This window comes from Acinetobacter sp. AOR01_HL (assembly GCF_027855455.1).
Classification (GTDB): domain Bacteria; phylum Pseudomonadota; class Gammaproteobacteria; order Pseudomonadales; family Moraxellaceae; genus Acinetobacter; species Acinetobacter baumannii.
On sequence record NZ_JAKTIM010000028.1, the window covers coordinates 49,599 to 60,409 of the forward strand.

10 protein-coding genes and 1 pseudogene are annotated in these 10,811 nt (G+C 38.7%); 7 read left to right on the forward strand and 4 right to left on the reverse strand.

The genetic code is table 11. The annotated features are described in order from the left end of the window. Positions 1 to 83: 83 nt before the first annotated feature. Both MKL62_RS08880 and MKL62_RS08885 read left to right on the forward strand, forming a co-directional pair. A complete protein-coding gene (locus MKL62_RS08880) occupies positions 84 to 734 on the forward strand; it encodes a TetR/AcrR family transcriptional regulator (RefSeq protein ID WP_109850634.1) in 651 nt (216 codons plus the stop codon). A gap of 105 nt (positions 735 to 839) precedes the next feature. Next, the gene (locus tag MKL62_RS08885) at positions 840 to 1,760 is read left to right on the forward strand and encodes a DMT family transporter (RefSeq protein WP_002042168.1); all 921 of its coding nucleotides are present in this window, start codon (positions 840 to 842) and stop codon (positions 1,758 to 1,760) included. A gap of 391 nt (positions 1,761 to 2,151) precedes the next feature. Here the strand turns inward: MKL62_RS08885 and MKL62_RS08890 are convergent, their stop codons facing one another. The 3 genes from MKL62_RS08890 to MKL62_RS08900 are packed head-to-tail and all read right to left on the reverse strand — an operon-like array spanning position 2,152 to position 5,077. After that, complete coding sequence (locus MKL62_RS08890) at positions 2,152 to 2,721, reverse strand: L-threonylcarbamoyladenylate synthase type 1 TsaC (protein ID WP_000633612.1); 570 nt, start codon at positions 2,719 to 2,721, stop codon at positions 2,152 to 2,154. A 50-nt stretch (positions 2,722 to 2,771) separates the two neighbouring features. Continuing rightward, entirely contained in the window at positions 2,772 to 3,902 is a 1,131-nt protein-coding gene (gene dprA, locus MKL62_RS08895) for a DNA-processing protein DprA (RefSeq protein ID WP_031945845.1), read from the reverse strand. Positions 3,903 to 3,922: 20 nt separating this feature from the next. Further along, positions 3,923 to 5,077, reverse strand: a complete 1,155-nt coding sequence (locus MKL62_RS08900; RefSeq protein WP_005129904.1) for a LysM peptidoglycan-binding domain-containing protein — start codon at positions 5,075 to 5,077, stop codon at positions 3,923 to 3,925. A 122-nt stretch (positions 5,078 to 5,199) separates the two neighbouring features. On the opposite strand from MKL62_RS08900, the gene def reads away from it, so the two are divergent. The 4 genes from def to MKL62_RS08920 all read left to right on the forward strand — a co-directional run bounded on the left by def (position 5,200) and on the right by MKL62_RS08920 (position 8,642). Further along, entirely contained in the window at positions 5,200 to 5,730 is a 531-nt protein-coding gene (gene def / locus MKL62_RS08905) for a peptide deformylase (RefSeq protein ID WP_001196539.1), read from the forward strand. A gap of 36 nt (positions 5,731 to 5,766) precedes the next feature. After that, entirely contained in the window at positions 5,767 to 6,195 is a 429-nt protein-coding gene (locus tag MKL62_RS08910) for a DUF2946 family protein (RefSeq protein WP_000231981.1), read from the forward strand. Positions 6,196 to 6,267: 72 nt separating this feature from the next. Further along, positions 6,268 to 8,382 (forward strand): TonB-dependent copper receptor, encoded by a 2,115-nt coding sequence (locus tag MKL62_RS08915; RefSeq protein ID WP_030423765.1) that lies wholly within the window; start codon positions 6,268 to 6,270, stop codon positions 8,380 to 8,382. Between the two features lie 53 nt (positions 8,383 to 8,435). Then, complete coding sequence (locus MKL62_RS08920) at positions 8,436 to 8,642, forward strand: hypothetical protein (protein ID WP_000182542.1); 207 nt, start codon at positions 8,436 to 8,438, stop codon at positions 8,640 to 8,642. 68 nt (positions 8,643 to 8,710) lie between these two features. Here the strand turns inward: MKL62_RS08920 and MKL62_RS08925 are convergent, their stop codons facing one another. Further along, positions 8,711 to 9,925, reverse strand: coding sequence for an oxygenase MpaB family protein (locus MKL62_RS08925; RefSeq protein ID WP_005129900.1), 1,215 nt, complete (start codon positions 9,923 to 9,925; stop codon positions 8,711 to 8,713). A gap of 87 nt (positions 9,926 to 10,012) precedes the next feature. On the opposite strand from MKL62_RS08925, the pseudogene MKL62_RS08930 reads away from it, so the two are divergent. Next, a pseudogene (locus tag MKL62_RS08930) lies at positions 10,013 to 10,583 on the forward strand (TetR/AcrR family transcriptional regulator). The last annotated feature ends 228 nt before the right edge of the window (positions 10,584 to 10,811 follow it).

Here is a 10,811-nt window from a genome sequence, read left to right on the forward strand (position 1 = left end):
AACTAACGATCATTATGAAAATAAAATAGTTGATAAAAAATTGAACGTCAATTAATTTAATAACGATTGTTATAAAAATAGATGTGATCTTTATGACAAATAGGCATGAAACAGATCTTGTTAATGAGGACACGTTAAAAAAGAAGCGTGGACGCCCTAAATGCTTTGATGAGCAGCAAGTGTTAGAGAAAGCTATGTTACTTTTTTGGGAACATGGCTATGAAGCCACCTCTATTAGTGACTTAACACATGCTTTAGAAATTACAGCGCCTAGCCTATATAGTGCTTTTGGCGATAAGGCAGGTTTGTTTTACAAAAGTATTGACTATTATCTCGCTCATGAAGCATGTCCTATTGAAACGATATTTTTAGAAGCAAAAACTGCAAAAATTGCTTTTGAGTTATATCTTTATGACAATGTAAAACGATTGGTTCAACCCAATAAGCCAGCTGGCTGTATGTTGGTAGTTGCTGCTATGAACTGTTCTGATGCCACACAAGAGGTACAGCAAAATCTTTTAGATAAGCGAATAAAGACTAAAGAAAAATTATTAAAACGTCTCGAACAAGGTGTAGAGCAGGGCGATTTGCCTACTAATGCCCCTCTACAAGAAATCACTGATTTTTATGCGACTGTTATTCAGGGGCTTACCATTCAGGCTAGAGATGGTGCAAATACCGAACAATTACATAAAGTGGTAGAACATGCCATGAAAGCTTGGACATTATTTTAAAAAATAAATGATGTCTTAAGTTCAATATCAATGTCGGAAATACGATATTTCAATTTATTAAGACATTCTTCAAAATAAAGTCTCTTTTGTAGTTGGTGTATTACTATGAGTCAGGTCATGAAATATCACAAATGGGCATTTATTTTTCCCATTCTGGCAGTACTGATTTGGTCTTTAAATATTGTAGTCACCCGCTATGTCTCGGACTATATTTCTCCGGTAAGTATTAGCTTTTATCGGTGGTTAATCGCTTTCATTATTTTGACTCCATTTATGTTTTTGTCTGTTTGGAGACAAAGACGACTAGTAATACCCTATTTACCTAAGCTTGCTGTGTTAAGTGCATTTGGGATGGTGCTTTATCAAGGCTTGGCTTATACGGCTGCCCATTATACCAGTGCAACCAATATGGGAATTGTGAATGCTTTTATTCCTATATTCACGATTTTTGTTTCGCTTGCCATTTTAAAAGATGTACCTAATCGATTTGCAGTTTTTGGCAGTATTTTGTCTTTTGCTGGTCTGCTATACGTTATGTCCCAAGGAAATGTTAATAAGCTTTTAAGTGGTGGCGGGCACCTTGGTGATGCATTGATGATTATTGCTGTGTTTTTCTATGCATTTTATGGAGTTTTCTTAAAGAAATGGCAGCTTCCACTTCCAATCATGACAAGCTTATACGTTCAGATTGGGTTTTCCGTGCTGTTCCATCTTCCTTTAATTTTCTGGTTTGGTCTGGATGCCTTAAATGCACAAAATGCACCAAGTGCAATTTATGCCGGTGTATTTGCTTCTTTAATTGCGCCGTTAGTTTGGATGTTAGCCGTACAACAACTTGGGCCAAATAGAACCAGTATCTTTATGAATCTTGTGCCAGTTTTCACCGCCATTATTGCAAGTATCTGGTTATCTGAACAATGGACCATATATCACACCTTCGGCGGAATTATGATTCTGGTGGGCATTATCATGGCACAAAAGAAGGTTAATTCTAAAAAATCAGATCTTTTGCCAGAGCAAAATTAAGAATCATAAAAAAACTATGGCATATTTTTAAAAAAAGTGATGAAAATATGCCAGTTTTTTATCAATCTAAGCTTTTCTATATGATTTATAAATATATTTATGAAAAGATTTTGTAACATAAATATTAAAAAAGGCCAATAAAAATATTAATATAATTTTAATTCAACTGCTAAAAACGCCAAATTCCCTACACTTTTCATGCTTTTTTTAGAGAAATAATATATTTCTCACATTAAGTCTCTTGCCACATAATAGCGACCACTACGAAAGGTGCTCTTTTAAGCAATTTTTCTTTCGTTCCAGAGATATCCAAACCCTCTGGATGTGGTATATACCCATCCTTTTTTATGCTCAGTTATCCCTATATAACTGAGCTTTTTTTTGTCTGGAATTAAGGGCGTATCACTTCACCAGTTAAGGCGTTAATGATGCGGCTTGGCTGTTGGCTTTGGCCTAAATCACCATTGAGATAGTTTAATTGTGAACCAAAGTATTGGCAGGCATCTTGTAAAGAATGTGCAGGTTCTTGTCCACTAGGGTTGGCACTCGTCGATACAATAAAACCATGAAAAGCATTGCATAAAGCGACACATAAAGGATGTGTCGTTACACGTACTGCAACAAGAGGATGCTCGCCTTTAATCCATGAGGGAATGTGTTGATCAGCAGGTAATAGCCAAGTTGTGGCTCTTTCTGAGGGTTGATGGTTCGTCCAGCAATCAATAATTTCTTGCTGAGTAGTTTGCGGTAAGGAAGTTAGTAGATGTTCTACTTGACTAATATGGCCAGCCAATAAAATGACGCCCTTTTCAATAGGACGCTGTTTCAATTCAAGAATTTTTTGAAAAGCTTGTTCATTAAATGGATCACAGCCTAGTCCCCAGACTGCCTCAGTTGGATATGCCAAAACTTGACCTTGTTGTAAACATTCGGCTGCTTCGGTCACTGAGGTCGTAATCATGGTAATACTTTCCTTTCAATCAAACAGAATCGCTATTGTGCGCTCTAATACTAAGAACGACAACGTAAATACAGCCCTGATTGTTGCATACATAAACCGAGTAGTTCTAGTTCCATTAGTGAAGAGGTCAGTTCAGAAACTGGAATATTATGGTGAACTACAAGCTGGTCAATATTTTGTCCCACCCAGTCTAAAGACTGATAAAGGTCAATCAAATGCTCAGGAATTTCTGGAGTATTCGTATTAGTTTCTTCAGTTTGATTTTGTTGCTGACTTTGCCATTGAGTGGGTAAAGCAAGATCCTCAATAATCTGTTCAGGATGGTCGATTAAAATTGCACCTTCACGGATAAGTTGATGGCATCCTTGATGAAACTCGCTATAAATATGGCCCGGAATCGCGAATACGGTTTTACCTTGTTCAGCAGCTTTATTGGCCGTGATGAGTGAGCCACTTTTTAATGTTGCTTCTACCACCAAAACGCCTAAACTCAAACCGCTGACAATTCGGTTTCTACGTGGAAAATGCTGTTGTAATGGCGGTGTACCCGGTAAAAACTCAGTAATAATGGCGCCGTTTTGAGCCAAAATATGTTCTGCAAGTTTTTTATTTTGAGCTGGATAAGTAGTGTCTAAGCCCGTACCCGTCACTGCAATGGTACGTTGATGAGCAGATGCACCTTGATGAGCGGCTTCATCAATGCCATAAGCCAGACCGCTACTAATGAAAAAGCCCTTTTCACTTAAGTAATAGGCAAAATCATAAGCGACCTGTCGTCCATGTGGGCTTGGTTTTCGGCTACCGACAATCGCAATTTGAGGTTGTAATAAAGCTTGCGCTTGACCTTTCCCAAAAATAATAGGTGGGTGATCTGTATAAGGAAGTAATTGAGTGGGATAGCCAGAGTCATCCGGCGTTAAAATAAAATCCGTATGTTGAACAACTTGTTGTACAAGTTGTTCAAACTGCGTCTGACCTTGGGGCGTTTGAAACTCGCTTACGCGTTTTAAGTGATTAGCATGTAGCCCTAGAGAGGACCACTTTGCTAAACCATCAGGTTGAGTGGCTTTTTCACAATTTCCAAAATAATCAATAATTTTTTTAAAGCTGACTAAAGAGTGCTGCACCAAATACCACACTTTAAGTGTGTGGTAGTGGTGTGAAGAAAGTTGAGTGAGCATTGTAAAAGGTACATCCAGCATTAATCATTAAATTGAGGTGGCTGAATGCTTGAACCAACCTTAATTGGTAAATCGCTCTCTAAAACATAAGCATAACTTAGCTGATCAAAAGTTCTAAAAACCATTAGACTGCCAATTTGTTGGCCAGGAAGTTGAATCACTTCTTTGGTTTTAGGGTCGCGAATTGATTCACCTTGTTGAGTAATATCAAAAACTTGACCTACTTGAATGCCCTGAGTTGTACCGCGATCCAAAGTCACTACACTATTTTTTGCAGCTCTACCAATTGAACCCATGACACGAATAATCTTGCCACCATCCGTCACTTGCTTCGCATCTACTGGGTAAAATAATGTTGGCAAAGTAGCTTGTTCTTCAGGCATAACACGATCGCCACGACGTACTTCAGCGTTATAACTATCTGTTAGTTCTAATGTAGTAATATCTTTTTCAGAAGAGACCGCAACACCTGAAGCAACCTGTAGTAGCTCAATCCCTAAACTATGCTTTTTACCTTTATTGTCTGTGAAATAGTAAGGTTCACCTTCTCGGTAGACTGCATAACGCTGCCCATTAATTAAGCCTTGTCCTCGTGCATAAATAGTCTGGCCTTTTCCTGCAAGTACACGTTGATCGGCTGTACCAACAATATAAGGTGTGTTGGTAATTGAGTCGGCTGGTAAAATAGTACTGTTCTCTAACCACTGTTTAATATGTTCAAGTGGAATAACCGGAACACTATTATTTAATGCTTCGACGCGAACTTGAGGTTGTAAGTGAGTGGTTTGCCCAGTGTAGCGGCGAATAATACCTACACAACCATCGCCCTCATCTTTACCGACTAAAGGACGCCCATCTAGGCTACATAATAGTAATCGGTCACCCGGATAGATCCAGTGTGGATTTTTAACATGTTGGTTGCTCGCCCAGATTTCAGGCCAACGCCATGGTTTATTTAGAAAATGTCCTGAAATATCCCATAAAGTATCCCCACGTTTTACAACATATACATTGGGTGCATTACTTTTAAGTGAGGGTGGATTATGGTTCGGACTGGTTGCATGAACCTCTGCTATCGTACCGATTGCGACACCTGTACAGAGCGCCAAAGCAAGTAAATGCTTCTTTATCCCCAAGGCATGAAAATTAACCATGCCGTTAAAAACCTTTTTCATTATGATAATTCCTAAAAATTATGTGTGCAGTTGCGTTATAATGGGCGGCTTACACACAATTTTTCGATGAAGTATTTCCTTCATTTGGTTTTTCAATCAATGGCATAAGTGAGGACGACAGTATGGCCTTATTACCTATTTTAAGTTTTCCTGATCCCCGTCTTCGTACCATTGCTAAGCCCGTTGAAGAAGTTACTGATGAAATTCGTCAACTTGCAGCAGATATGTTTGAAACCATGTATGCGGCACCAGGTATCGGTTTAGCAGCTTCTCAGGTCGATCGTCATATTCAGCTTATCGTCATGGATTTGTCTGAATCTAAAGATGAACCTATGGTTTTCATTAACCCCAAAGTAACTCCGCTGACTGAAGAGACGCAGCCGTACGAAGAAGGCTGTCTATCAGTGCCACAAATATACGACAAAGTTGATCGCCCGTCACGCGTGAAAATTGAGGCAATTAACCTTGAAGGTCAAGCATTTGAGATAGAAGCTGACGGACTTCTCGCTGTTTGTATCCAACATGAAATGGATCACTTAAATGGCAAATTGTTTGTGGATTATTTGTCACCACTTAAGCGTCAGCGTGCGCGTGAAAAAGTCGAAAAAATTGTTCGCCAACGCGAACGTGAAAAAGTTGCGGTAAAACGTTAATATTTTTCAAACACCAATATAGTGTGGATGTGATTTTTGGTTTTTCGTAGTGGTTTGCTGCTTGCCTGTGCAGCAGTATTTTTACAGATTGCGGTATTTCTACAGCCGCTATTACCGAAGCAATATCAAATTGCTCCGGTCTGTGAAACTATTACCCGTGCTTTGCTTAAACCAAAAGCACAGACGGAAGCCATGTCACATGCCATGCACCATTCACATCACCAGCATCATATCGAACAGGCGCAAGTACCTGACCATCATGATCACCATGATGCAAACCATCAGTGTCAATATTGTACCGTTTATGCCAATTTGGTTTTACCACCTGAATTCGGCGTAAAAGAGGTGCTTGTTCGTATACAAGTTCGCTTAGTCGCGTATCAACAAGCTTTCCGGCATGTTTACTTTGCGCTACAGCGACTTTTCCTACTCCCGCAAGGACGTGCGCCGCCTCTATTTGCATAAATAAAAGCAATTTTTGTTGGGGTCTTAACTGACTTCGATATCACTTTATTTATGTTTTAGAGCGTATAAAAAATGCCACATTCTAAATTTTTACTACAACCTTTATGGGTTGCGATGCTTGCTGTCTCTCATTCGGGTTTAGTGTTTGCCGAATCAGAAAAAAATGATGCCGATACCAACACACTTCATTCATTAGCACCTATTGTTGTTACAGCACAGCAAGGCAATGATGCAAATGGTCTGATCGTACACGCAGATCCAAAGCAACCTATTCAGCCAGTCCCTGCCACAGATGGCGCAGACTATCTGCAAAGTATTATGGGTTTTAATTCAATTCACAGCGGTGGAACAAATGGTGATGTGACATTCCGAGGTATGTTTGGTTCACGTATTAAAATTCTAACGGATGGCACAGAGAACTTGGGTGCCTGCCCAAACCGAATGGATGCTCCAACTTCTTATATTTCACCAGAAAGTTATGACCGGATTTCTGTGATTAAGGGACCACAAACGGTTCAATATGCCAATACTGGTTCAGCTGCAACAGTTCTATTTGAACGTCAGCCTGAAAAGCTTTCTTCTGAAAAACCCTATCGCGGTCAAGCGAGTGTCTTGCTAGGTTCATATGGGCGTATTGACCATAATATTGAAGCGGCTGTTGGCGATGAGAAAAAATATATCCGTTTAAATGCCAACCGTTCAGAATCGAATAGTTATCAAGATGGTGATGGCAATACAGTTCCATCAGCATGGAAAAAGTGGAATGCTGATGTAGCGCTTGGCTTTACTCCAGATGAAAACACGTGGGTCGAAATCACGGGTGGGAAATCTGATGGTGAATCGCTTTATGCTGGACGTTCAATGGATGGTTCTCAGTTTGCGCGTGAAAGTTTAGGGCTTCGTTTTGAAAAGAAAAATATCACTGATGTGATCAAGAAAATTGAAGGGCAGGTGAACTATAGCTATAACGACCATATTATGGATAACTTTAGCTTGCGTACACCACCATTAGTTGAAATGAATCATGGTGGTATGACCATGCTGATGCCAAATGCAATGGCCATGCAAGTGACACGCCGTACATTAAACTCACGTTTGGCAATGACTTCTGAATGGAACAAATGGAGTTTGATCACAGGCGTTGACTCTCAATTTAATAAACATGGTGGCAGCATGTCATCGCCAACAATGCCTTCTATGAATGTTCCATATCGTCAAGATATGCGTTTTCAATCATACGGCGCTTTTGGTGAACTTGGTTATCAATGGAACGATCAAAATAAGCTGGTTACAGGTGTACGTTTAGACCGAGTCACAGTTGAAGATGAACGTGCTGATTCTCAAGCAAAAGGCTTTAATACTAAACTTGAAAAGACTTTGCCAAGCGCATTTGTTCGCTGGGAAAATCAACATCCTGAGCATGACCTAAAAAGTTATATTGGTTTAGGTTATGTAGAGCGTATGCCTGATTATTGGGAACTTTTCTCGCCTAAACATGGTAATGCGGGTTCAACCAATACTTTTAACGGTGTGAATCCTGAGAAAACACTACAGTTGGATCTGGGTTTCCAGCAACAACATGGTGCTTTAAACACATGGGCTTCTGCCTATGCAGGCTTAGTAGATGACTACATATTAATGAGTTATCACCATCACCCAAGTATGGGAATGGATGGACATGATATGAGCCATGATATTACTGCGGGAGCCAAAAATGTCGGTGCAACCATTGCTGGTGCAGAAGCGGGTATTGGATACCAATTCACTGACCGTATTCAGGCAGATTTGAGTGCGATGTATGCGTGGGGCAAAAACACTACAGATGACAAACCGTTACCTCAAATTTCCCCGTTAGAAGGTCGTTTAAATATTCGCTATGTGGCTGACAAATATAACTTAGGTCTGTTATGGCGAGCTGTTGCTGAGCAAAACCGTGTGAGTCTACATCAAGGTAATATCGTGGGATATGACCTAAAACCAAGTAAAGGTTTTTCAACACTTTCTTTAAACGGAAGTTATAACCTTCATAAAGATATTGATGTCTCTGTTGGCATTGATAACGTATTAGATAAGACCTATACCGAACACTTAAATAAAGCGGGTAGTGCAGGCTTTGGATTTGCGAGCGAAGAGCAGTTTAACAATATCGGAAGAAATTACTGGGTTCGTATGAGCATGAAGTTTTAATAAGCTTTAGCGAATTAAAGAACTGAAATTATTAATTTAATGAGAGAAATGAAATGACTAATAAATTATCGCCTGAACAGTCCTGGTGGGGATGGAAGTTACTTATTGTGGCTTCTATCTTGAGTGTATTGTTTATGATTATTTTTTACTTGGCCATCAACAATGAGCCTGACTACATGCCAAGTCAAAAAAAGAAGCAGATGATGGAGTCACATGAGCAAATGAATCACGCTGAAATGCATAGTTCATCAGCTCAATAAGGTTCTTAATAGTTGAAAATGGAAGTCTGGATAACGGGCTTCCATTTTTGCTTTTTTAGATTCCAGAATTATTGATGCATACTTGCTAAGGTTTTTGCCTTACCTTGATTCTGATAAAGCGTTAAGCCAAGTTTTTGTATATTACGGCCTGATTTAGATAAAAACTTTTCAACTTTTGGTGAAAGCTTTGCGCAATTATAAAGTAGTAAATTACGCACAATTAAATAATAAGCAAACCATGAGGCAGATTGCTGAGGCAATCCGAGTAGTTTCATTCTTTTCTTACCAATAAAAAATTGGGTAAGTTCTAAATGTTGTCGATAAGCAAGTTTCTGCTGTAAAGAGCGTAAATGCAGATATTTTCTCTCAAAAGGTTCTTTCGACAAGCTCAATCCTAATTCAATACTGCTGTGATCGGAGCGAGGATGAGCAAACTGCATCCAGTAAAGTAACCTCCAACCCTCAGGTTCAGACTGAATAAGCCATTTTTCCTCAATACCCATTAACCAACCAACATAGCGCCAGAAATGTAAAAAACTCCTTGTCTCTTGTTTTGTTGGCCATATACCTAAAGCTCTAATACCGAGTAAAACGACACTGCTAAAAGCCAAATTAGTCATTGCTAAATCAAATTGATTAAGCGGAATTCCCCAAACCTCATTATCCCAACGGTCAGACTTTTTTAATTGCCGGCGAACGATTGCATGAATAAAGCGAACATAAATCGTTGACGTAAAACCTGCACTCAAACAAGAAAGCCCATGAGGTTCAGTAATATCCACCCACCATTTTGTGGTTTCTGCTAAACGTGTTCCCGCTTCTTTCTTTAATGCACCCGTTAAAATTAGCGGTTGATTAAATCCCGGATATAAATATCCCGCCATTAAGGATAAGTCTCTAAGAATAAAACCATTATTTATTCCTAAACGATGGGTAAATTTAACAGCCTCATCAATTTGTTGTTGGTCTAACCAATCAGGTTTTTGTTCAATGTAATTAAAGAAATTTTCTAACTCAGTAGGTATAAGCTCAGAGAGTTCATCACGGCCTTGAAATAATATCTTCTCAAAAATTATTCGGTGATCTTTGGGACTTTGCATAACCCAATCAATCACCTTATCCATTTCAATATCCCCTTCATAAAGAGCATGTTGTAAAGACACATATTCTTTATAGTTTGGTTGTACAGGTTTTCCACAACAGATATTTAAAAACTGAGTAAAGAAATTACTGTCTTGCATGTCATTAAAAGAAGCAAGTCGAGTCGGGCTAATCATTTGCATATCGTTACTTACTTATTGAACTGAATAATAAATAGGCTAATATGAATAATTATTCGCATTCAATTCGCATTTAACGAATAAAAAACGATGAGAAAAGTCCCACAGCAACAGCGTTCAAAAATTATTGTTGACCATATTTTAGAGGCGACACAGCAGTGTATCGCCCAGTATGGATTACTACATACGACGACGCCTAAAATTGCAGAGAAATCTGGAGTAAGTGTTGGGTCGATTTACCAATACTTTGAGAATAAAGATCAAATCATAGAAGAACTATTGCGCCGTAAAAGCGAATTGCTGGGGCAACAACTTAAAGAATTAGTTGTGCGACAAGGAAATATTCCTTTAGAGCTGCTCATTCCCTTAGCAATAGAGTTGGGATTTAATGCATTAAAAGCCGATCATGGATTTTTTATAGAAGTGCTGAAACACTGGCATGACTATAGTCATTCGCAAGCTGCTCAGATTTTAGAAAAGCATTTTTTTGAAGTAGGGCTATATACATTCAGTAGAAATCCTCATCAATGGGACTTCGAACAGGTGAAGCATAAGTCCTTTGTAATTATTAATAGTACGCTTTTTACGATGATGCGTTATGTAAGCCAAAACAATTTTCTTATCTCAGAACAACAACTTAAGCGAGAATTATCGAGCATGATACTGGCTTATTTAAGTCAAAAATAAAAAATTAAAATAATTATCAATATAAAACAAAGGCTTAATATTGGTATTGATTTAAAAATAAACGCTCGAGTCATTAAATTTTAATTTTCGCTTGCAAAGGGAATGAGATGGTCTATAATGCACATCCATCGGCGGTGATGCAGATAGAAACTTGTTGAAAAACAGTTACTTGTGATTAGATTGATTGCTTTAAGTGATGAAT

Bases quoted from the DNA above. Each gene is read 5' to 3' on its own strand.
- MKL62_RS08885 (WP_002042168.1), top strand. From the start codon at position 840: ATGAGTCAGGTCATGAAATATCACAAATGGGCATTTATTTTTCCCATT.
- MKL62_RS08890 (WP_000633612.1), bottom strand. From the start codon at position 2,721: ATGATTACGACCTCAGTGACCGAAGCAGCCGAATGTTTACAACAAGGT.
- dprA (WP_031945845.1), bottom strand. From the start codon at position 3,902: ATGCTCACTCAACTTTCTTCACACCACTACCACACACTTAAAGTGTGG.
- MKL62_RS08900 (WP_005129904.1), bottom strand. From the start codon at position 5,077: ATGAAAAAGGTTTTTAACGGCATGGTTAATTTTCATGCCTTGGGGATA.
- def (WP_001196539.1), top strand. From the start codon at position 5,200: ATGGCCTTATTACCTATTTTAAGTTTTCCTGATCCCCGTCTTCGTACC.
- MKL62_RS08915 (WP_030423765.1), top strand. From the start codon at position 6,268: ATGCCACATTCTAAATTTTTACTACAACCTTTATGGGTTGCGATGCTT.
- MKL62_RS08920 (WP_000182542.1), top strand. From the start codon at position 8,436: ATGACTAATAAATTATCGCCTGAACAGTCCTGGTGGGGATGGAAGTTA.
- MKL62_RS08925 (WP_005129900.1), bottom strand. From the start codon at position 9,925: ATGCAAATGATTAGCCCGACTCGACTTGCTTCTTTTAATGACATGCAA.